The sequence below is a fragment of the Cryobacterium sp. MDB1-18-1 genome (assembly GCF_004402735.1).
Lineage (GTDB): Bacteria > Actinomycetota > Actinomycetes > Actinomycetales > Microbacteriaceae > Cryobacterium > Cryobacterium glucosi.
Map to the genome: position 1 here is coordinate 176,598 of NZ_SOFR01000018.1, position 22,060 is coordinate 198,657.

Below are 22,060 nucleotides of genomic sequence, written 5' to 3' on the forward strand. Positions count from 1 at the left end.
CTGGCTCTCCTAGGTCTGTTTTCGTAGGTGTGCGGCGTGGGGGCTGGTCGAGGGACTCGCCTATTCGAGCAGGCGGGACAGGTAGCGGGCGACGGCACGGACGGCCGCCATGTTGTTCGAGTAGTCCATCCGGGTGGGGCCCAGGACGCCGAGGCGGGCAAGGTCTCCACCCTGCGAGCTGTAGCCGCTGGTCAGCACGCTGGTCTCGGAGAGTTCGAATGGCGCGTTCTCCCTGCCGATACTCACCGACACCCCATGCTGGTCTGTCGCCATCTCGCCGAAGAGGCGCAGCAGGACGACCTGCTCCTCGATGGCCTCGAGCACCGGGTAGATGCTCCCGGTGAAGTCTTCCTCCGTGCGCACGAGGTTCGCGGCGCCGGCCATCACCAGCCGCTCCTGCCGGTTCGCACCGACCTGGTCGCGAAGGGTGAGGGTGACCAGGGAGACAACGTCCGGTTGCTCGCCGGCCAGGTCGGCGGCATCCGTGAGCGCGATCGCTGCTGCGCTCATGCTGAGGCCGACCACGGCGGCGTTGAGACGGGCGCGGAGGCGGACCAGCAGCTGCTCCTCAAGCGGCCGGGGCAGCTCGATCACGCGTTGCTCGACCCGGCCGGCATCCGTGATCAGCACGGACAGGAGCCGGGTCTCCGAAAGCGCCACGAGCTCGATGTGGCGCACCCTCGCACGGGACAGCGAGGGGTACTGCACGAGCGCGACCTGATGGGTGAGCTGGGAGAGCAACCGGACGCTGCGGGCGAGGACCTCGTCGAGGTCTGCGGACTGCCCGAGGAACGTCTCGATGGCCTGGCGCTGCGCCGCGGAGAGCGGGCGCAGATCGGCGAGGTGATCGACGAAGAGCCGGTACCCCTTGTCGGTCGGGATCCGCCCTGAGGAGGTGTGCGGGGCGATGATGAGCTCCTCCTCCTCGAGGAGAGCCATGTCATTGCGAATGGTCGCCGCCGACACTCCGAAGGAATGCCGGTCAACGATGGTTTTTGACCCGACGGGCTCGCGCGAGGCGACGTAGTCTTGAACAATGACCCGCAGAACTTCGAGGCTGCGATCCGAAACCATGACTGAATCGCCTCCTTTCCGGGTGACTGGGTGCCGGCGACTTTGGCACTCACGGCGTTTGACTGCCAATCATATCGCGACACACGGGGACACCCCCATTGCTAGCGGATGATTGGGCGCAGTACCTTGAGTCTTGTAACGGTCCTCCATCCGCACGGAAAGGCACGATGATGAGCAATTCAACCGGTAACAACGGCGAAGATCCGAACCTGGGCCAGCGCCCCCCGCAGCAGCCATACCAGCCGGCAGCACCCACACCCGTTGCCGCTGCTCCCCTCACCGAGACCGAGGACCGCCAGTGGGCGTCCTTCGCGCACCTCGGCGGCATCATCGGCCCGCTCCCCTCCCTGATCATCTGGCTCGTGTTCAAGGATCGCGGTCGCTTCACCGCCCAGGAAGGCAAGGAAGCCCTGAACTTCCAGATCACGATCGCCATCCTCTACGTGATCGGCTCGATCCTCCCGTTCGTCGGTGCCCTGATCATCTTCGCCGCCTGGGTCGTGGCGATCATCTTCTCGATCCTCGGGTTCCTGAAGGCGAAGGACGGCCAGGCCTACCGCTACCCCTTCGCCCTGCGTCTCATCAAGTAGCGCGGCGACCGGCGGAACCTCACACCACCCGGAGTATCTCGCGGGACCAGCACAACCAGATAACGCGTACAAGGAGCCCGAATGTCCACACCACCCCCCGCCAATTCCTACCAGCCCGTTACGCCGATGAACCCGTCGGACGAACGCTTGTGGGCCACCCTGATCCACGTGGGCGGAATCCTCTTCGAGTTCGTGCCCGCGCTCATCGGTTACCTCGTGCTCAAGGACCGCGGCCCGTTCATCCGCGCGCACGCGGCGACGGCGCTCAACTTCCAGATCACCCTGGCCATCGCCTATGTGGTCAGCGGAGTGCTGACGCTGGCGCTGGTCGGGTTCCTGCTGCTGCCCGCCGTCTGGGTCTTGAGCGTCGTCTTCAGCATCATCGCGGCCCTCGCGGCCAACAAGGGCGAGTACTACACCTACCCGCTCACCATCAAGTTCGTCAGCTAGACCGCAGCACCTTAATCCGCGAGAAGCCGCCGTACGACGGCGTCCGCGAGAAGCCGTCCTCTCCTGGTCAGTTCGACCGTCCCGGAGAGGGCGGCTTTCGCGTTGACGAGTTCATCGGCGATGAGACCGGCGACCTCGCGGCGACCGAGCGGCGAGAGCGAGTCGATCCGGATGCCCTCCCGGATGCGGGTGAGCAGGAGGACCCGCTCCACCTCGCGGGTCGTGTCGTCGAGGGTCTCGCGCCCTGCGGCAGGTGAGTCCCCGGCGAGGATCCGGTCGGCGTATGCGGAGGGGTGCTTGACGTTCCACCACCGCACGCCGCCGACGTGGCTGTGCGCACCGGGTCCGACCCCCCACCAGTCCTGGCTGCGCCAGTATGCGAGGTTGTGCCTGGACCGGTGCGCGGCATCCGTCGCCCAGTTGCTGACCTCGTACCAGCCGTAGCCGGCCGCGTCGAGGAGTTCGTCGGCGAGTTCGTAGAACTCGGCCTGGGTGTCCTCGTCGACGGGGGCGAGTTCGCCTCGGCGGATCTGCCTTGCGAGCTTCGTGCCGTCCTCGACGATGAGCGAATACGCGCTGATGTGGTTCGGGGACAGGCCGATGGCCTGCTCGAGGCTCGCGCGCCAGTCGGCACGGGTCTCCCCCGGCGTGCCGTAGATGAGGTCGAGACTGACGTCGAGCCCGGCATCGCGGGCCCACCCGGTGACGAGCGGGATGCGCTCCGGGTCGTGGGTGCGCTCGAGGGTCGCGAGCACCCGGGGCACGGCGGACTGCATGCCGAAGGAGACCCTGGTGAAGCCTGCGGCGGCGAGAGTGTCGAGGTAGGCGGCGTCGACGGAGTCCGGGTTGGCTTCCGTGGTCACCTCGGCGCCGTCCGCGAGGCCCCAGGTGTCGCGGACGGAGTCGAGCATCCGGACCAGGTCCACAGCGGGCAGGAGTGTGGGGGTGCCGCCGCCGAAGAACACCGTCGCGGCTTCCCGGTCCGGAACCCCGGAGTCGCGGAGGATGCGCCCTGCGGACTCGACCTCGGCGACGGCCTGGCCCGCGTAGTCGTGCTGGGACGCTCCGCGCAGCTCGGTCGCGGTGTAGGTGTTGAAGTCGCAGTAGCCGCAGCGCACCCGGCAGAACGGCACATGCAGGTACACGCCGAAGTCGCGCTCGGATGCCCCGACGGCGGCGGATGCCGGGAGCAGGCCGTCGCGCGGTGCCGGATCGCCGAGGGGAAGGGCGCTGCCCATCGTCAGACCGCGCCGACCGGGTGCAGGGCGCGCAGGTAGCGGGCGGTGTACTTGGCCTGCTGCATGCGGACGATCGGCCAGGCGAGCCGGTAGTACCAGGTGCTCGGACGTGAGAAGGCCCGGATCGTCAGCCAGACGGAGTCATCGGCCTGTCGGTCGACGATGAACGCCTCCTCGCCGCTCGCGGGGTGGCCGTCAAGGGTGCCGTAGCCGAAACCGATGCGGTCCGTCTCGTCGATGACGTAGACGACACGTACGGGCGAGTCGACGGTGAACGGGCCCACTGCCACCGAGAGGCGCGCGGACATGCCGTTGACGATGTACGGGGTGCCGTCGTCGGCGAACGTCGCCTCGTCGACCGGGTGCTCCTGGTTCACCGAGGGGGTGCCGTCGGCGTTGAACACGATCCCGGAGTACTGGACGCCGGTGCTCTGCTGGAGGTCGGTGACGGTCATGCCACTGCCGAGCTGCACGCCCCAGGTCATCAGGAGCGCGGCAGCGGTCCGGAACCGCTCTTCACCGCTGCCGAGGCGAACGGTGCGTTCGAGCGGCCGGTAACCGCGCGGCGGGTACCGGAGCAGATCGGGGGCGAGGGTGCCGCCGATCGCCGCATAGGTCACGGCCGCGTCGGTGAAGGTGGAACGCCGCATCCGCCTACTTCTTCTCTTTCTTGGCCGGCTCGTCCCCCGAGAGCGCGGCGATGAAGGCCTCCTGCGGCACCTCGACGCGGCCGACCATCTTCATGCGCTTCTTGCCCTCTTTCTGCTTCTCGAGCAGCTTGCGCTTGCGGGAGATGTCGCCGCCGTAGCACTTGGCGAGGACGTCCTTGCGGATGGCGCTGATCGATTCGCGGGCAATGATGCGGGCTCCGATCGCGGCTTGGATCGGAACGTCGAACTGCTGCCGTGGGATGAGTTTCCGCAGCCGCCCGGTCATCAGCACGCCGTAGTCGTATGCCTTGTCGCGGTGCACGATGGCGCTGAACGCGTCCACCTGCTCGCCCTGCAGCAGGATGTCGACCTTGACCAGGTCTGCCTCCTGCGAGCCGATCGGTTCGTAGTCGAGCGAGGCGTACCCGGCGGTCTTGCTCTTCAGCTGGTCGAAGAAGTCGAAGACGATCTCGCCGAGCGGCATCGTGTAGCGGATCTCGACCCGGTCCTCACCGAGGTATTCCATGCCGAGCAGGGTGCCGCGGCGGCCCTGGCAGAGTTCCATGATGACGCCGACGTAATCCTTGGGCGCGAGGATCGCGGCCTTGACGATCGGTTCCTCGACCTTGGCGATCTTGCCGTCAGGGAACTCGCTCGGGTTCGTCACGGTGACGGACTTCTTGTCGTCGGTCGAGACCTCGTAGATCACGCTCGGGGCCGTCGTGATCAGGTCGAGGTTGAACTCGCGGTCGAGGCGCTCGGTGATGATCTCGAGGTGCAGCAGCCCGAGGAACCCGCAGCGGAACCCGAAGCCGAGGGCGACGGATGTCTCCGGCTCGTAGACGAGGGACGCGTCGGAGAGCTTGAGCTTGTCGAGTGCTTCACGGAGAGCGGGGTAGTCGCTGCCGTCGATCGGGTAGAGGCCGGAGAACACCATCGGCTTGGGCTCCGTGTAGCCGGGGAGGGCGACGGTTGCCGGGCGCAGCGCGGTCGTGACGGTGTCGCCGACCTTGGACTGGCGGACGTCCTTCACACCGGTGATCAGGTAGCCGACCTCGCCGACGCCGAGACCCTTGCTCGGGGTCGGTTCGGGGCTTGTCACGCCGATCTCGAGGATCTCGTGCGTCGCCCGGGTGGACATCATCTGGATCTTCTCGCGCGGGCTGAGCTTGCCGTCGATCATACGGACGTAGGTGACGACGCCGCGGTAGCTGTCGTAGACCGAGTCGAAGATCATCGCGCGGGCGGGGGCGTCCGGGTCGCCGACGGGGGCGGGAATGAGCCGGGTGGCGCGGTCGAGCAGTTCGGCGACGCCGATTCCGGTCTTGCCGGAAACGCGCAGCACGTCCTCCGGCTTGCCGCCGATGAGGCTCGCGAGTTCCTTCGCGTACTTGTCTGGATCTGCGGCGGGCAGGTCGATCTTGTTGAGCACCGGGATGATCGTGAGGTCGTTCTCGAGGGCCAGGTAGAGGTTCGCGAGGGTCTGGGCTTCGATGCCCTGGGCCGCGTCGACGAGCAGGATGGCGCCCTCGCAGGCCGCGAGGCTCCGGGAGACCTCGTAGGTGAAGTCGACGTGACCGGGGGTGTCGATCATGTTGAGCGCGTAGGCCTGGCCGTCGAGTTCCCAGGGCATCCGCACGGCCTGGCTCTTGATCGTGATGCCGCGTTCGCGTTCGATGTCCATGCGGTCGAGGTACTGGGCCCGCATCAGGCGGTCGTCGACGACGCCGGTGATCTGCAGCATCCGGTCGGCGAGGGTGGACTTGCCGTGGTCGATGTGCGCGATGATGCAGAAGTTACGGATGAATGCCGGCGGTGTTGCGGCCGGCAGGAACGCCGTGAGGGGTCTGGGTGACATGATCCGGTAATTCTCCCATAGCTCAGGCCCGCCGCCGATTTCGCCGTCTCCGCTGCGGCAGATCGAACGCGGTTCGGCCGGGGAGACCGAGTAGCCGACCCGATTATCGGCCGGACCGATTAACTGGTATCGTTGCCTGTTGGCTTGCGTGTTGGGTCCCACCCCACCACGATTTTGCCGTACGGCGCCCTCTACCGCCACGCGGCCCATCCGAACAAGAACCTAACGAAAGCGTATAAACGTGGCAAATATCAAGTCGCAGATCAAGCGAATTGGCACCAACAAGAAGGCCCAGGAGCGCAACAAGGCGGTCAAGAGCGAGTTCAAGACCGCTGTTCGCGCTGCGCGCCTCGCTGTCACCTCCGGCGACAAGGACAAGGCTGTCGCCAGCCTCGCGATTGCGTCGAAGAAGCTCGACAAGGCCGTCAGCAAGGGTGTCATCCACCGCAACCAGGCCGCAAACAAGAAGTCGGCGCTCGCCAAGTCCGTCGGCGCGCTCGTCTAGTCTCTGCACCACCCAAAAAGCCCTCCGCCTCAGGCGGGGGGCTTTTTTGTCGTCCCGACCCCTTCGCGGGACGGGACCCGGGTCTGTCAGCGCACCGAGGTGCGCTCGTAGAGGGCCATCGACCAGACGTAGCCGGCGACCGAGAGCAGGGCGCACCATCCGATCGCGAGCATCGGGTTCCAGCCGAGCGGGGTGCCGAGCAGGAGACCGCGGACGGTCTCGATGAACGACGTGAACGGCTGGTACTGCGCAAACGACTGCATCCATTCCGGCATCGAGCCCGTCGGCACGAAGCCGCTGCCCAGGAGCGGAAGGATCGTCAGGATCATCGGCAGGTTACTGGCGGTCTCGACGGTTTTCGACTGCATGCCCATGGCGACTCCGAGCCAGCTGACCGCGAACGAGACGAGCACGGTGAGTCCGGCGACGGCGAACCACTCTGCGACTCCCGCCGTCGGCCGGAATCCGACGAGGAGGCCGACTCCGAGCACGAGGGCGACGGCGATGATCGCCTGGATCGTGTTGCCGACGACGTGCCCGGCGAGGACTGCAGCGCGCGAGATCGACATTGTGCGGAACCGTGCCGTGATGCCCTCGGTCATGTCCATCGCGACGGTGATCGAGGCGCCGCTCGCGGTCCCTGCAATGGTGATCACGAGGATGCCCGGCATGACGTATGCGAGGTAGGCGTCGCGGCCGCTCGCGGGATCGACGCCGGGCAGTCCTGCCCCGAGCGTGCCGCCGAACACGAAGACGAGGAGCAGCAGAATCACCACGGGCCCGAGGATGGTGAACATCGACAGGCCGGGATACCGAACCATGTGCAGCAGGTTGCGACGCAGCATGGTGATCGCGTCGGCGACGGTATGCGATGGCCGGCGGCCGCGTGGTGTTGCCTGACGCCGGGCCGTGAGGGTGGTCATGATTCGGTTCCCTTCGTGTCGACCCGGCCCGGCCGATCCTTCGTGCCGGTGAGGGCGAAGAACACGTCGTCGAGATCCGGGGTGTGGATGCTGAGGTCGTCGACCTCGACGCCGGCGGCATCGAGGCGATCCAGGATGCCGCGCAGCGCGCCGACCGTACCGTCGCCCGGCACCGTGAGCGCGAGTCCCGCCTCATCGCGAGCGGACTCACCGAACAGGCGCGAGGCAGCGTCGAGCGCCGCGCTATCCGGGAGACGCAGCCGGATGTGCCCGCCTGGCACGAGGCGCTTGAGCTCGTCCGGCGTTCCCTCCGCGACGATCCGGCCGCCGTCGAGCACCGCAATGCGGTCCGCGAGTTCGTCCGCTTCCGCCAGTTGCTGGGTGGTGAGCAGCACCGTCGTCCCCTGCGCGACGAGGTCGCGCACGATGTCCCAGACGGTGTGGCGACTCCTCGGGTCCAGCCCGGAGGTGGGCTCGTCGAGGAAGATCACGCTCGGGGCCTGGACGAGCGTCATCGCGAGGTCGAGACGGCGGCGCATCCCGCCGGAATAGGTCGCGAGCGGCTTGCGGGCCGCCTCGACGAGGTCGAACTGCTCGAGCAGTTCGGTCACCCTGGCCTTCGATCGTTTCGCGCCGAGGTGACGCAGCCTGGCCATCAGCTGGAGGTTCTCCTCGCCGGTGAGCAGGCCGTCGACCGCCGAGAACTGGCCGGTGACGCCGATCGCGGCGCGCACGCCGTCGTGGTCGCGCAGGACGTCGCATCCGTTCACGAAAGCCGTGCCGCCGTCCGGTCGCACGAGCGTGGACAGGATGTGCACGGTTGTCGTCTTCCCTGCGCCGTTCGGGCCGAGCAACGCTGTGACGGTGCCCGCGGCAACGGAGAGGTCGACGTCGTCGAGTACGACCCGTCCGCCGTAGGACTTGCACAGTCCGTGGACGTCGATCGCTGAGCTGGTCATGGTCTTCCCTTCTCGTGATGTCTTCTGGTGGTGGGGATCTCGGACGGCACGGTCATCGGGCGCGCCGGATGCTGATGTCGCTGTGCTGGGTGCGGGCACGGACCGAGACGGTCGGCTCCGAAGCGTCGGGAGCGCGGTCGCCCGCCAGTTCGTTGCGCACCCTCCCGTCTTTCGAGGAGAGGTCGAGCCAGGCGGGCACGCCGGACCGGACGCCGATGGTGACCTGGCCGTAGCCGCTCTCGACCTGGATGGAACCGCTCGAGACCTCGTGCACGTGGATGCTGCCATATGCGGTCTTCGCCGTGACGGAGGCGAGCGCCTGTGTCACGTCGAGGTCGCCGTAGGAGAGTTTCGCGTCGAGATCGCCACAGGCCTCCCCGACCATGATGCTGCCGTGGGACGCCTTGAGGATCGCGTCACCGGCAATGGTGCCGACCCGGATCTGGCCGTGGTCGGCCGTGACCTCGATTCCACCCCCGACGGTCGCAACGGTCGCGTTGCCGTGCGCCGCGCGCAGCCACAGGTCGCCGGTGGCGTCGAGGTCGACGGGTCCGGTTGAGGACTTGATGCGGGTGTTGCCCAGGCGCCCGACGGTCCGCACGCCGCCGACACTGATCTCTGCGGTCAGCCGCGACCCCGCGGGGAGCTCGACCGTCACGTCGACGGACTCCGTCGGGCCGATGACGCTGAAGCGGGGCTTCGGACCGGTCACGGTCAGTCGCCGGCCGTCGAAGTCGACCGTCGTCTCCTCCGCGCCGCGGCGGTCGACGGCCTTTGCCGGGTTGGTCGCCGACACCGTTACGACGGTCTCCGTGCGGTCGCCGGCGAAGACGTCGATCATGCCGACCGGCAGGTTGATGGCGAGGTCGATCGGGGTGGGTGTTGGGTAGCTGGGCATGCTGGCGCCTCCCTTTCTGTGGGCTGGAGCAGTTCTTGGAACGGGTGTCCGGCCCCGACATGCGGGCCGGTGGATGCCGGGGCGGGGCCGGTCAGCGCGCCCAGCCTGCGAAGTTGTCGCCGGTGCGGAGCGTGCGCTGGGCGGAGCGTCGTTGCCTGGGCTGGACTTCCGCAGCGATCGCCCGGACGAGCCAGGTGTTGACGGACAGCCCGTCGGCCGCGGCCGCCTCATCCACCCGCGCTTTGAGGGCATCGGGCAGGCGCAGCGTCGTGCGCGAGGTGCTCGCATCGTCGAGGTCGACGGGTGTGGCCGGCCGCTCGTCGGCGTCCGACTCCGGGTTCGGCTGGGTCACCACGAACTCGATCTCGCGGCCACGGAGTCGCAGGTCGACCGAACCGGGCGCGAGCTCACGGGTGATCTCCCCGACCGCCGCCGACAGGACGTCGAGGAGCACAAGCCTGGCCGCGGCATCCAGCCCGGCGGCGAGCCGTTCGGCGACGGCTCGGGTGTCCTCCGCGCCGTTCGCCGCGGTCTCCGCCAGCTGGAGTTGCAGGTCGGTGACGTACTGTCCGAGTTCCATGTCACCATGGTGACACCATCGTGGTGTCATGTCAAGCGATTATGGTGTCACGCGGTCAGCTGGGTCGTGACGGGGCGGGAAGTCAGTCCTCGCCCCGGCGGGCGATGACGCCGATGAGGCGTTCGAGGGCGAAAACGGGATCCCGTTCGGCGCCCTTGACCGCGGCATCCGCTTCAGCGAGGGCGACGATGCAGCGTCCGAGTCCCTCGTCGGTCCAGCCGCGCAGGTCGCGCTGGGCGCGTTCGACCTGCCAGGGCGCCAGGCCGAGCTGGCCGGCGAGCTGGCCCGATCCGCCACGGGCGCCGTAGACCTTGGCCATCGTGCGGATCTTCATGGCGAACGCCGCGACGACGGGGACCGGGTCTGCACCGGAGGTGAGCGCGTGACGCAGGATGACAAGGGCGTCGCCGTACTTGCCCGCGATCGCGGCGTCGGCGACCTTGAACGCATTCGCCTCGACACGGCCGCCGTAGTACCGGTCGACCGTGGTTTCGGTGATCTCGGCCGTGGAGTCGGCGATGAGCTGCTGGCACGCCGCGGAGAGTTCGGCGAGGTCTCCGGAGAACGCAGCCACGAGGGCGCGCAGGGCACTGCCGCTCACCCGTTTGCCTGCCGTGCGGAATTCGGCCGCGGCGAAGTCGTGCCGGTCGGTGTCCTTCTTGAGTTCCGCGCAGACGATCTCGATGCCGCCGCCGAGACCGGACCGGATGGTGTCGAGGAGTTTTTTTCCGCGCACGCCACCGGCGTGGCGGAGCACGACATAGGTGTCGTCCGCGGGGTTCTCCAGGTAGTCGAGGGCTTCGGCGAGGAAGGTGTCGCTGCACTTCTCGACGTTCGTGACCCGGATCAGGCGTGGTTCGCCGAAGAGCGACGGGCTCGCCATCGTGAGCAGCTCACCTGGCGCGTAGCTGTCGGCGAGCACGTCGCTGATCTCGAGGCTCGGGTCCTCGAGCTTGAGGAAGTCCCGCAGCTGCCGGATGGCCCGTTCGGCGAGGAAGGTCTCTGTGCCGGAGACGAGCACGATCGGGGCGGGACGGACCTCGTGCCAGGCGAGTTGCGGGATCGCGACGGCCTTGCCGGTGCGGGCGGTCTTGGCGGGTGCTGCGCTGCGGACGGCCACGCGAGTCCTCTCCCCTGGGCCTGCTCACGGGCGGGCTCAGGGTTTCCAGCCTAACCGGCACCGGGGACACTGAGCCTCGACACGACACCGGTTTCAGCCGCCCTTCTCCGTCCAGACCGTGAGGGCTCCTCCCCCGGCGGCGGCCGGTGCAACGACCGAGAGCCCCTGCCGGTCGGTGCGCACGGCGAGGGTGCCGACCGAGCGGAGCATGTCGAGCAGGGAGGCCGTCGGGTGCCCGTAGCCGTTGTCGGCACCGACGGAGATGAGTCCTACGGTTGCGTGCAACTCGGCGTAGAACTGTGGGCTCTGGTCCCGGCTGCCGTGGTGGGCGACCTTGACGACGTCGACCCTGCCCGGCGCGGACACCCGGTCGAGCGCGACCTGGGCGTCCTCGCCGAGGTCGCCCAGAAACACCGAGCGGATGCCGCGCCCGTCGAATTCGATCGTGACGCTCCCCGGGTTGCCGGTCTGCATCTCCGACCCGCCGGGCACGGGCCAGAGGATGTCCCAGCGCAGGCCGCCGAGCGTGCCCGCGTCGCCCTTCGCCGCTTGCCGCACCTCGGCGCCGCCCTCGGTGAGCCGGGCGTGCAGCCGTTCGTCCTGCGCGTTCTCGGGGATGCCGACGAGTGCGGTGCCGACCCGGCCGATCACGGCCCCGATTCCGCCGATGTGGTCCATGTCGTAATGGGTCAGCACCAGCAGGTCGATCCGGTCGATCCCGAGCGAGCGCAGGCACTGCTTGAGCGGTTTCGGGTCCGGCCCGACGTCGACGAGGGCGAAGCGGTCCCGGTCGGTCCCGTGGTCCCTGACGACGACGACGGCATCACCCTGGCCGATATCGCACGCTGCGATCTGCCAGTCGGCGGGGAAGGTCAGGGCGCGGCCGATGCCCTTTCCGATCAGGGTGCCCGCGTATCCACCGACGACCAGCACAAGCACCACGAGCGCGACGGCCGACCAGCCGTCGAGCGTCGAGCGGGTCCGGCGGGCACCGCGTGAACCGGCGTCGCCGTCGCGGCCTCCCATTCGCTCCCCGATTCCGGCTCGTGACCCGGTCCGTGTGCCCTGCCGCAGAAGCAACACGAGCACGGCCGCGGTGAGGACCAGGGTCACGAGCACCCCCAATGGCCCGCCGAGCCAGGGCAGGCTGCTGCCCGGCAGCTCCGCCGCGGTCCGCGCGACTGCGGCGATCCACGCGGACGGGACCCACGCCGCCCAGAGAACGACGCCTGCCACGCCGGGGAGCCAGGGCAGCACCAGGCACGCCGCAAGGCCGAGGACCGTGGCGAGCGGGGCCGCCGGCTCGGCGAGCAGGTTGGCCGGAACGCCATAGAGCGGAAAGGTGGGGCTCAGCAGCACGAGCACGGGCTGGCAGGCCAGCTGCGCTGCGAGCGGGATCGCGATCAGGGCGGCGAGCCCGGTCGGCAGCCAGCGGGCCAGGGATCGGGTCAGCGGCCCGGCAAGCACGAGAAGGCCGCCGGTGGCGAGCACGGAAAGTGCGAACCCGTAGCTGCGGGACAGCCAGGGGTCCGTCGCCAGCAGCACGATGACGGACAGCGCGAGCAGGGGCAGACCGCGACCGGGCCTGCCGATGCCCAGTCCGATGAGGAGCACCGCCGCCATCACGGCGGCGCGGAGCACGCTCGGCTCGGGGGTGACGAGCACGACGAAGCCGAGCAGGACGCCGAGCGACAGGGTGATGCGCGCACCGCGCCCGAGCCGGAGCCGGCCGAGCCTGAGCCTGGCGCCGATCAGCATGATGATCGCGATCACGACCGCGCAATTCGCCCCAGATATAGTCGTATATGGAGGTGCGTATGTCGGGTCTGATCGCACGCGAGTATCTAAGGGTCTCAAGGGACCGCCAGATGACTGGGAAAAGCCCAGATCAACAGCATGATGAGAACGTCAAATCTATCGTGCATCAAGGCTGGACGATGCATCCTGATCCGCCATATCGCGACACTGACCGCAGCGCGAGTCGCTTCGCCACCAAGGCCCGCGAGGACTTCAAACGCCTGATTGACGATCTGGAGAGCGACACTTTCGATGCCGATGTGCTCGCGATTTGGGAGAGCAGCCGGGGGTCGCGCCGGGTCGGCGAGTGGGTCGACCTGGTGGACCTTTGCAAGCAGCGCAGCGTGCGTATCTGGGTGACGACACATGGACGCCTGTACGACCCCGCGAACGCCCGCGATCGACGCAGCCTTCTCGAAGATGCCGTAGACGCAGAGTACGAGAGCGATAAGACCTCCGAGCGTATTCGCCGGGATGTGCGAGCCGCCGCCGAAAAGGGCCGGCCCCACGGCAAGAACATATACGGCTACCAGCGTGTGTACGACGTGAAGACGCGAGAACTGCTTCGCGTCGAGGAACACCCGCTGCAGGCGCCGATTGTGAAAGAAGCCGCTCAACGGATTCTGGAAGGCGACTCGTTCTACGCCGTCGCAAGGGACTTTAATGAGCGAGGGATTCCATCGCGGCGGCCAACGCGCAAGGATCACCGCAAGAACTATGGCTGGACTCCCCCAGCAGTAAAACAGATGCTGACCATGCCGGCGTACGCCGGGAAGCGACAGCATCAAGGTGAGATCGTCGGCGACGCCGTCTGGCCAGCTTTGATCGACTTCGTGACTTGGCAAAAGCTGCAAGCCATCATGTCGCCTCCAGAGCGTAAACGGACGAATGACTGGCCGGCGAAGCACCTGCTCGCTGGCATCGTTCTCTGCGGTGTCTGTGGTGCCCCTACTCATGTTGGCAAGCAGAACGCGGGGACCAAGAAGCTTGACTCTGACGGCAACCCTCTACCGAGAAAGACGTACCGCACTTACGTGTGTTCAGGCGTGCCGGGGCGGCCTGGACCCGAAGGTACGAAGGGCTTTCACGTCGCAATGCGCGAGGAACACCTCGACGAGGTCGTAACAGAGCTCGTTCTCGTGCGGATGGAACGGCCGGACTTCTTGGCCACGGTCGGCGGGCGGCGCGCAGGCAACGATGTCGAGCGGCAGGCATTGCTCGACGAAATTGCTGGGTACCAGGCGTACCTCGATGAGGTGCGCGCGGATGCAGCCGTGAAGCTTCGATTCAACCTGCTCTTAGATCAAGAAGCCAGGATCGAGCCGCTGATCAAGGCCGCACAGACGAAGCTGGAGAAGCTCTCGGAGATCGATCCGTTTGTGTTGACGATGTTGTCCGCCGGGGCAATTCGCTTGGGGTGGAACGATCTGGAATTGGCCCAGAAACGACGTGTGATCCGTGCGGTCATGGCGCCAAGGATCAACCGCATCGGCAAGGGATGGAAGGGCCAGAAGGGTATCAACTATGAGCGAGTCGAACCCGGGTGGCGGTGAGGCGGGAAAGGGTCTGCCGCACAGCCTGCGGCTTGGAGACCCGCGAATAATCTCACGAAAGGAAAGACACGAGCGAGTGGGTCATCGCTCAGCGGCGGCACTTTCCGGCGGGGAGCACGTCAGGCAAACTTTTGGGTTCGGCTCACAGAACGTAGCGCAAACGTAGCGCTGCTAAACAGCCTTGCGCTACTCATTTACTTTTAAGAGCCCCGATTTATCTAGAAAGTTTGTCAAACGTAGCGCTGTAGCGATGTAGCAGGCAGAACTATGCGTGAAAAAGTAGGGGGACTTTCTTCTTTTCCCATGTTCCTCTCATGGATTTTCATCCCGCTACATCGCTACTGCGCTACGCCCGCCAGACAGCACTGATTCTTCAGGGAACCCGCGTAGCGGATGCCCCAGTTGCAGCGCTACATTCTCGCCATTAGCGCTACGCCCTCACTGAATGACGCCAATTTTCCGCGTGCTGCTCGGGAGCAAGGACGCCCCACCTGCAGGACTGACTGGCGCGAAAGACTCAGGCATGGCCCGATTTTGTCACTCCCTGCTAATAGTGTTCACATCACTTGGATACCTCCGAGTGCACAACTGAACATCTAGATCGCGATCGTCGGCAGACGTCGTGATGAAGAACAAGTGCAGGCCCCCTCGGGGGTGCGGGTCGCAGCGTTTGGCTGACGCGTGACCCAAAGAATTAGAGCCCCACAGATAGAAGACAGACAGAAAGACCCCCTCGGGGGTGCGGGTCGCAGCGTTTGGCTGTCGGGCGATCCAGCGAAGTGGAGCCCCACATAGGAAAAGATCTGAGTTGTGCTCCTCTTCACATAGGAGCACCAATGGCTTTCTCACTAGCCAACTACATCGACCTTCCCGCCGCCGTCGAGCAAAGCGGGTACGGTTTCTCGACTCTCCGTCGCCACATCAAGGCCGGGCACATCCCCGCCGTGAAGATCAAAGGCCGGGTCTATGTCACGCCTGAGGACCTCGACGCCTTCGTCGCCCCTGAGCCTATGATCACCGCTGACGCCACGCTTAAGGACTGGGCTGAGCGCATGGCCGCCAAAGCTCCGGCATTCCGGCCTGAGCAAAGGGACGTCATCGTGTCCGCATTTACCTCTGCCTTGGCAGGTGCATAAGACCATGACCGCAACAGAAAACCGCCTCACCAAAGGTGAGACGGTCCCCCAGGAGTCTGGCGGCTCTTCTCGTAATGCTAATCCCCAAGGAACCCCGGCGCATGCGAACGGCGTGCACTCTACTGCCTCATCATCCCCTGCCCCGCACTTCACCACGACGTCCCAGGAGACCCTCGTGGAGCGCGCAGTCAGCAAATACCTGACAGACATCGTCGATGACGCGCCTGTCACTCTCGGTGAGATCCGCGACGCGCTGCTTCGGCGCATTAACGGAGAGTTCACTCTCGAGAACACGGGCCGCAAAGACTCCCACTCGACGTTCAGGCCAATCAACAAGATCCAAGTACTTGACGAATTGACAGTGGTCCGGGTGCTGCTGGCCCGACACCGCATTGTTGCCGTCGACCTGTCAGAGGGCCAGGCCGACGACATGACCCTGTTGGCGATGTACGTAGAGTTCGGCGAGGCCGAGGGCGTCTACACGACCTCAGAGGCTCAGATCAAAGCCTTAGCGAGCGACCTGAAGCCGTCGATGACCGCGACGTCGATCGACTCCGTGTACGCGCGCTTGAGGGTCCACGCCCCCGTGGTCCGACGCACGACCGAACCGCACCTTATCCCCGTGGCGAACGGCGTGTTCGACCACGCCCGGCAGGTGCTGCGTCCTTTCTCCCCTGACTGGGTATTCCTTTCGAAGCTCCCGACCAGCTTCGACCCGGATGCCGAGAGCCCAGTCATCGTCATGCCCGACGACGTGGAGTGGGACGTCGAATCGTGGATCAGCAGCCTCAGCGACGACGAGGGCGTGCCCGAACTGTTGTGGGAGGTGATCAGCGCCGCCGTTCGGTCCTACGCGCCGTGGGACAAGGCCATTTGGTTCGCTGCTGAGCGAGGCAACAACGGCAAGGGCACGCTCGTGGAGATGCTGAGGAACGTGTTGGGGACGAAGGCGTGCTCGGCTGTGAAGTTCGCTGATTTCGGCCATGAGTTCAAGATGGAGTCTCTCGTCCACGCCCGGGTGAACCTCGTCGATGAGAACGACGTGGGTGACTTCTTCGCCCGGATCGCTGATTGGAAGGCGGCAATCACCGGAGACGTATTCACTCTGAACCGAAAGTACAAGACGCCAGTGGCCGTGCGGTTCCTTGGGATCGACATCCAATGCTTCAACTCGAACACCCCGCGGACGAAGGACCGAAGCGAGTCCTTCTACCGTCGCCTGCTCATCGTGCAGTTCAAAAAGTGGTTCGGCGGCGACGAGCGCAAGTACATCAAGCTCGACTACCTCAAGCGGCCCGAGGTGCTCCGCTACGTGCTGAAGCGCGCGCTGGAGATGCAGCACACGAAGTTGTCGAACCCAAAAGCGTGCCAAGACGCGCTGGACGACTACAGGGGCAGCAACAACATGCTGATGAGCTTCTGGCGCGAGTTCGAACCCCAGCTCACCTGGGACTTGGTTCCCTTCGGGTTCTTGCACGCTCTCTACAGCGAGTGGAGCCGTAAGACAAACCCGAGTGGCCAGCCGGAGAGCGTGAACGCGCTGATCTCGTTCCTGCGCGAGCATCTCGCCGGGTCGCCTGAGTGGGAGCACAAAGGCTCTGTAGCCGTACGACCGAAGCGAATGATGAGCGCGCCTGAGCCGTTGATCTCGGAGTACGGCCTTGTGGACTGGATGAACAGCTCCTACACCGGCTCGGACCCGTTGAAGAGGTCGGTCGTCAGCCCGCTGAAGGTGAACTACAAGGGCCTGGTGCGCCGGCGGTCGATCGCCCTCGCTGCGCCTGCTCTCCTCGACGAGGACGGCACCGCCTGACCGGTGCAGCGGCCGAGGAATTCATTACGTCAATCATTTACGGATTGCAAACCGCGCAAACTTCCTGGGCTGTCCACCTGACACGCGCTCACGGCAGACGCGAACACAACGAGAGGATCCGATGAACGATATTCACGATGCCGAGGCGATCTCCAATTCAGTCGCGGAACGCGCAAGCGCGATACTTTCTCGCAAAGCTCCGAAGACCGACGAGCAGCTCCTCGCCGAAGCAGAAAAGCGGACGGGCCTTCTTCGCAAGAAGGTGATCGCGAATCGCGATCGGCAGCGCATGCAGCTCGTCAGTGACTTGTACTTGAAGTACAGCATCGAGGCCGTCGCAGACGATATGAGCGAGAGCAAGAGGATCTCAGCGCTGCGCGACAAGCTCGCACTGTAACGGATCGGTCTGCCACGACGAAGCCCCGCACCACCGTCTCGGTGCGGGGCTTTGTCGTGCCTGGGAGAGTCTCGGGAGGGCATCGCCCTTCTGAGCGGGTGGAGTATCGAGGGGCAGCGCCCGCCTTGATCGGGGTTGAGGGGCGGAGCCCCCGCAGGCAAAGGACGGAACCGTCGAGCGAAGCGAGATGGGATCGTCCGGTCCGACCGAATCATCGAGCGCAGCGAGAATGATTTCGGTCGGATTGCTTGCCAGTGGTCTGTCAACTAGGCTGTTGAGCACGGTTCCAAGCTTCGAAGAAGCGAAGAACCGGATGCGAAACAGGCTTGTTGTCAGACCACACGAAGGGCGCTGGGGATGAGCGAAGCGAAGGAGCGCCCGACGATGGCCGAGGCAGACACCCAACACGTGGTCGCCGAGTCCTCTGCCGTGAGCGGCGGCGCAGCCCGCAGCGAGAGGGCTGGCGAGCGCAGCTCGGCACGCCCGGTCAAGGACGTGGTCGTCACGGTAAGGATGACGACTGAGGACGCAGATGCCCTTGCATTCGTTCAGGCGGAGTTTGGCGCAACCTCTGGGCCCGACGCACTCCGCGAGGGAATCAAGCTAGTCGCGGCCCTGCTGCGAGGCGAGGACTATCGGTCTGCTAAGGCCCAACGTCCCGTCGTCGATATTGACGAGGCTCTGCTCACGGAGGTCCGCGACGCAGTCCGAGAGGTGACGACGAGCTACAACAAGCGCACGCGCGAACTCCAGTTCATAGGTCACAACTGGAACCAGATCGCGAAGGTAGCCAACGCCACGGGCGCCGTGGATACCGACGCGATCCTCGGCGTCGAACGCGCCTTGGAAGGCATCCGTAGGCAGATGACCGCGGATGCTGAACGCGACGCGAAGGCCTTGGCGGTGCTGGCGTGCCTGTCGTAATAATCGGCAAGACAGCAGTAGCAGCGCGTCTTCTGCGATACACCGAGAAGGAGAAACTGGGAGGCACTGAGCCCCGAGTCTTGTACTCCGAAGGCATCCGCTGCCGGGTCCCGACAGCCGAACGGGAGTTCGCTGCCGTGCGCCGCCTGCACGGCAAACAGGGCGCTAAGCGGAAGGCGCCTGCGAAGTACGAGCTCCCCGAGCCCGGCGAACTCGCTTCGTACATTCGACGATCGCGCCCGAACGGACGCAGGTACTGGGCCGTTGCAGGAAATGGCGAGCCAGCAACACACGTCCGCCGCGAGGGCGAGGGGGATGTCGACGAGCTCCAGGCCGTGCACGTGATCGTCAGCTTCGGCCTCGACGAGGTGAACTCGAGCGATCCCGAGCAGGTGCGAAAGGCATTTGAGTTCGTCGTAAAAATGATGTCAGAGTTGTATCCCGGCGTCCAAATGAAGCTGGTCGGTCAGGCAGACGGCGCGGGCAAAGCGTTCCATGTCCACTGTGTAGCAAATGCAGTCGTCGCAGAGCGTATGGAGGTCGACGGCCACGTCTGGGAAGCCGGGCGGAAGATGTCTGGCGCGCTCACCGACATCAGCCGGCTGCGCGAGCGCGCTGACGAGTTCGTTGCCCAGCACGGCGCCGAATACGGCGTGGAACAGAAGCTGCCGAAGGTGACAGAGCAACGGGCGGAGAAGCGCAGCACTCGGGATCGGCGCATGGCCGCGAAGGGTCAGATTTCGAACCACGACATCATCCGTGACGCGTTCGAGGACTCGATGAACGATGCTCGCTCAGTTGACGTTGAGCGTTTCATCGAGGTGCTCGCGGAGCGCGACGTGACTGTGAATCACCGCGTCGCTCGAGCGGGGAAACCAGGCGAGACGCACGCCCTTTCTTACCGTCTGGATGATATGAAGACGCCCGTCCGCGGCACGACTCTGGGCGACCATTACGCCTACGAAAGCGCGCTAAAGCAGCTCGAATCCAACGCCAGGGGGCTGCCTCGAGATCGTCGCCGCGAGCAGCCTCATGCAGGCGCTGCGAAGCCCTTACAGGCGCCGACAGCTGAGGAACTCGATGATGCTCAGGCTGTCGTCGAGCGTCTCGCTCGTGAGGAGCGCCTAGCGCAAGCCGACGACCGGGCAGCGGGCGACTTCTTCTCCGCGTTGATCGAAGATTTCGACTCTGCGATCGAGGCCGAGCGCACCGGCGACCAGGCCGAGCTCGCGCGTCTGGCGGACACCACTCGAGACAAGGAGGCACGACGCCTGACTTATCAATCGCAAACGATCGCGAGGTCCTCTCCCGCGGGCGATCCAAACGCGCAGCCGATCACCACCGCACAGCCGAGACAGCCTGAACCTTTGACGATCCCGTCCGTCGGCTGGAAAGAGCGTGTCCAGGCCTCGCTTGACGAGGCGAACGCACAAGGACTGGCTGAAAGTACCCGAATCATCGCGGAATACCTGCAGGAAAAGGACGCAGCTAAAGTCGCTGATCGCGACGTTCAAACGGTGCAGGCAGAATCGGATTCCCCAGCCGTGCCCGCGCAAGGTGCGCATACGAAGCCGCCGTTCGGGGTTTCACTTTCGAACCTCCGGAAGCAGCTCCGTGAGGCCGGGGAAGCTACTGCTCGCGCACAGGAGACCGCGGAGCCCCGCGAGGCCACATCCGTAGTCGAAATGATCAACCTTGCCCCAAAGGCTGACGAGGCCTCCCCAACGTCAGCACTGACGGTCGGTCCTGACCTGGCTGCGGAGCGGAAAACGAGGATCCAGCGCATCCGTGCGGAGCTCACCGACGAAGATGACGAGGCTTTCAAGAGCACCGAGAGCGCAGCGTTGGGAGATTAGCGCTCACGTGCGACCCAGACGAACTGGGTTATAACTCGGGACTGGCGCCCGAGCGCCGGTTTCTGCGGACCTGAATCCGTCAAAATCCGATTCAGAAAGAGCCACTTCCATGAACGCTCAAGACGAGAGCACCATCAATTGGTTTTGCGGCCAGAAAGTGACCATCAATTGGTCAAAAAAGGGCCACTTGCGGGAGTTGCCCATTTTAGCGTTGAAAGACTAACTTCCGCGGGCAAAATCTGGCCAGAAATTGGTCAGATAGCGGCCAATTCACGGACCACGACTAATCCCTGATCTAGCGGCATATTGTTTGGGCGAAAGATGACCATAATATGGCCAGAAAAGGGCCACTTTATGGACCAGACCCGCCCACCGCTTCTGGACCCCGATTCTGTGGGCAGGAAATGGCCCAAAATCGGTCAGATTAAGGCCACTTCCCGGATAGCTTCCTTCAACCGCAAAATCGCCACTTTTAGTGACCACTTAGTGGTCACTATGTGGCCATTATTCGGCCACAAAAGGGCCACTTGAAAGAGCGTGCGCTCGTCTCCGCGCCGACGCTGTTCGGCCGCACGCTGCTCAGGCTCAGCCGTGATTTGCCGCCAAACAGCACGAACTGAACCTGATTATCTTCTTGGAATATGTGGACATATCGTCAAGGGCTTCTGGCTACTCCAGTGTCCGCATCCGCTCATATACGAGAAAGAAGCGAAGCCAGGACGGCCGGAAGGCGGTCTCCCGACGCTTCTGCAAGGTCCGAGCGCTGCCTCTATCGTGTTGAGATGACGGGCAACGTACCAGATTCCTGCTCCATTACGAGCACGACGACGACAAAGTCCCCAGGGTGATGTGGCAGCCCTCCGGCCTAGTCGGTCCGATCACCGGCTGCGGTTATTCGACGGATCGCCCCAGCCATATCGCGGCGAACGAGGCAAGTGCTCCCGGAACCGCCCACAAGTATGAGTAGGAGTGGCATGACGAACGAATCGCAGTCCTGGAGCAGTTCCCTGTCTAAGGAACAAGTTGCCTTTCTCATCGAGTCGGGTGATTTCACTCCAAAAGAACTCGCTGAAACGCAAGCCCGCATTGCGCGCGGCGACCTGGCAGCAGCCGAGCGGAAGACCCGGCTAGAGGCGGTCAACGCATCGCTCAGCACCGAAGAGGTAGCTGCAAAGCTTGGCGTCGATATTGCCGAGGTGCACCTGCGTCAGGCCGAGGGAATCCTGTTTGCGTTCACGGCAGAAGGCGAGCACCGCTTTCCAAATTGGCAGTTCACAGGCGAACCGAGACGGCCGGTACTTCCCAGCCTCAATCTTCTAGTGAGTGCGTTCCCGAAAGACATGCATCCGGCGAGCATTCGGGGCTTCATGTCGACGCCCCAGAGCAGCGCGCGTATCCGTGGAGTGCCCGTGACTCCGGTGGATTGGCTCTTACGGGGCGGCAATGGGTCACGTCCCGCTGAGTGGTGGAGTTTCTCAACACCGTGCGGGTCAGTTGTTCTAGCTTAGGCGGCGGCGAGTTCTGGGAGAATCACCGCCTCGTCCATGACCTCGATGGGGTCGTTCATGGTGGCCAGCTCGCGCATGGATGCTTCGGAGAAGTAGCGCCGTTCGCCGGCCTCCCACTCGTCATGCTGCTCGATCAGAACCGACCCGGCCAAGCGCAGCAGGGCCGCGGCGTTGGGGAAGATACCGACGACGTCGGTGCGGCGTTTGATCTCCTTATTCACCCGCTCCAGC

The 22,060-nt window shown here is 65.1% G+C and carries 21 protein-coding genes; 10 read left to right on the top strand and 11 right to left on the bottom strand.

The window, feature by feature from the left end:
* Positions 1–60: 60 nt before the first annotated feature.
* Positions 61–1,074, bottom strand: coding sequence for a heat-inducible transcriptional repressor HrcA (gene hrcA, locus E3O50_RS05180; RefSeq protein WP_134558469.1), 1,014 nt, complete (start codon positions 1,072–1,074; stop codon positions 61–63).
* Positions 1,075–1,241: 167 nt separating this feature from the next.
* Between hrcA and E3O50_RS05185 the strand changes: the two genes are divergently transcribed.
* Both E3O50_RS05185 and E3O50_RS05190 read left to right on the top strand, forming a co-directional pair.
* Positions 1,242–1,664, top strand: a complete 423-nt coding sequence (locus E3O50_RS05185) for a DUF4870 domain-containing protein (RefSeq protein WP_134446058.1) — start codon at positions 1,242–1,244, stop codon at positions 1,662–1,664.
* An 81-nt stretch (positions 1,665–1,745) separates the two neighbouring features.
* Positions 1,746–2,114 carry a DUF4870 domain-containing protein gene (locus E3O50_RS05190; protein ID WP_241975265.1) on the top strand — a complete coding sequence of 123 codons (369 nt, stop codon included), beginning with the start codon at positions 1,746–1,748 and terminating at the stop codon, positions 2,112–2,114.
* Positions 2,115–2,125: 11 nt separating this feature from the next.
* Here the strand turns inward: E3O50_RS05190 and hemW are convergent, their stop codons facing one another.
* From hemW to lepA, 3 genes are read right to left on the bottom strand one after another with little or no spacing between them, the layout of a single operon-like run.
* Positions 2,126–3,352 carry a radical SAM family heme chaperone HemW gene (gene hemW / locus E3O50_RS05195; protein ID WP_134446059.1) on the bottom strand — a complete coding sequence of 409 codons (1,227 nt, stop codon included), beginning with the start codon at positions 3,350–3,352 and terminating at the stop codon, positions 2,126–2,128.
* A 2-nt stretch (positions 3,353–3,354) separates the two neighbouring features.
* Entirely contained in the window at positions 3,355–4,002 is a 648-nt protein-coding gene (locus E3O50_RS05200; RefSeq protein ID WP_134446060.1) for a DUF1990 domain-containing protein, read from the bottom strand.
* 4 nt (positions 4,003–4,006) lie between these two features.
* Positions 4,007–5,860, bottom strand: coding sequence for a translation elongation factor 4 (lepA, locus tag E3O50_RS05205; RefSeq protein WP_134558470.1), 1,854 nt, complete (start codon positions 5,858–5,860; stop codon positions 4,007–4,009).
* Between the two features lie 241 nt (positions 5,861–6,101).
* On the opposite strand from lepA, the gene rpsT reads away from it, so the two are divergent.
* Positions 6,102–6,365 carry a 30S ribosomal protein S20 gene (gene rpsT / locus E3O50_RS05210; RefSeq protein WP_134446062.1) on the top strand — a complete coding sequence of 88 codons (264 nt, stop codon included), beginning with the start codon at positions 6,102–6,104 and terminating at the stop codon, positions 6,363–6,365.
* Between the two features lie 86 nt (positions 6,366–6,451).
* Here the strand turns inward: rpsT and E3O50_RS05215 are convergent, their stop codons facing one another.
* From E3O50_RS05215 to E3O50_RS05240, 6 genes are all read right to left on the bottom strand, one after another.
* Positions 6,452–7,288, bottom strand: a complete 837-nt coding sequence (locus E3O50_RS05215) for an ABC transporter permease (RefSeq protein WP_134446063.1) — start codon at positions 7,286–7,288, stop codon at positions 6,452–6,454.
* Positions 7,285–8,247: an ATP-binding cassette domain-containing protein gene (locus E3O50_RS05220; RefSeq protein ID WP_134446064.1), complete on the bottom strand. Its 963-nt coding sequence runs from the start codon at positions 8,245–8,247 to the stop codon at positions 7,285–7,287. Before E3O50_RS05220 ends, E3O50_RS05215 begins: the two co-directional genes overlap by 4 nt.
* Before the next feature lie 52 nt (positions 8,248–8,299).
* On the bottom strand, positions 8,300–9,145 hold the full coding sequence (locus E3O50_RS05225) for a DUF4097 family beta strand repeat-containing protein (protein WP_134446065.1): 846 nt from the start codon (positions 9,143–9,145) through the stop codon (positions 8,300–8,302).
* 91 nt (positions 9,146–9,236) lie between these two features.
* Positions 9,237–9,725 carry a toxin-antitoxin system HicB family antitoxin gene (locus tag E3O50_RS05230; protein ID WP_134446066.1) on the bottom strand — a complete coding sequence of 163 codons (489 nt, stop codon included), beginning with the start codon at positions 9,723–9,725 and terminating at the stop codon, positions 9,237–9,239.
* A gap of 82 nt (positions 9,726–9,807) precedes the next feature.
* On the bottom strand, positions 9,808–10,845 hold the full coding sequence (gene holA / locus E3O50_RS05235) for a DNA polymerase III subunit delta (RefSeq protein WP_134446067.1): 1,038 nt from the start codon (positions 10,843–10,845) through the stop codon (positions 9,808–9,810).
* 93 nt (positions 10,846–10,938) lie between these two features.
* Entirely contained in the window at positions 10,939–12,681 is a 1,743-nt protein-coding gene (locus E3O50_RS05240) for a ComEC/Rec2 family competence protein (RefSeq protein WP_277870830.1), read from the bottom strand.
* Here E3O50_RS05240 and E3O50_RS05245 point away from each other — a divergent pair.
* The 7 genes from E3O50_RS05245 to E3O50_RS05275 all read left to right on the top strand — a co-directional run bounded on the left by E3O50_RS05245 (position 12,663) and on the right by E3O50_RS05275 (position 21,829).
* The gene (locus E3O50_RS05245) at positions 12,663–14,195 is read left to right on the top strand and encodes a recombinase family protein (RefSeq protein ID WP_166790611.1); all 1,533 of its coding nucleotides are present in this window, start codon (positions 12,663–12,665) and stop codon (positions 14,193–14,195) included. The genes E3O50_RS05240 and E3O50_RS05245 overlap by 19 nt on opposite strands.
* A gap of 836 nt (positions 14,196–15,031) precedes the next feature.
* A complete protein-coding gene (locus E3O50_RS05250; RefSeq protein WP_134558473.1) occupies positions 15,032–15,331 on the top strand; it encodes a helix-turn-helix domain-containing protein in 300 nt (99 codons plus the stop codon).
* Positions 15,332–15,506: 175 nt separating this feature from the next.
* Complete coding sequence (locus E3O50_RS05255) at positions 15,507–17,144, top strand: phage/plasmid primase, P4 family (protein ID WP_166790612.1); 1,638 nt, start codon at positions 15,507–15,509, stop codon at positions 17,142–17,144.
* Between the two features lie 121 nt (positions 17,145–17,265).
* The gene (locus E3O50_RS05260; protein WP_134558475.1) at positions 17,266–17,541 is read left to right on the top strand and encodes a hypothetical protein; all 276 of its coding nucleotides are present in this window, start codon (positions 17,266–17,268) and stop codon (positions 17,539–17,541) included.
* A gap of 357 nt (positions 17,542–17,898) precedes the next feature.
* Complete coding sequence (locus E3O50_RS05265) at positions 17,899–18,465, top strand: plasmid mobilization relaxosome protein MobC (RefSeq protein WP_134558476.1); 567 nt, start codon at positions 17,899–17,901, stop codon at positions 18,463–18,465.
* Positions 18,466–18,602: 137 nt separating this feature from the next.
* A complete protein-coding gene (locus E3O50_RS05270; protein WP_347233258.1) occupies positions 18,603–20,321 on the top strand; it encodes a relaxase/mobilization nuclease domain-containing protein in 1,719 nt (572 codons plus the stop codon).
* 974 nt (positions 20,322–21,295) lie between these two features.
* Positions 21,296–21,829: a hypothetical protein gene (locus E3O50_RS05275; protein WP_134558478.1), complete on the top strand. Its 534-nt coding sequence runs from the start codon at positions 21,296–21,298 to the stop codon at positions 21,827–21,829.
* Here E3O50_RS05275 and E3O50_RS05280 read toward each other — a convergent pair.
* Positions 21,826–22,060 (bottom strand): transposase (locus E3O50_RS05280; RefSeq protein ID WP_174774584.1); only part of this gene is annotated, 235 nt, incomplete at its 5' end. The two genes, E3O50_RS05275 and E3O50_RS05280, sit on opposite strands and share 4 nt — an antisense overlap.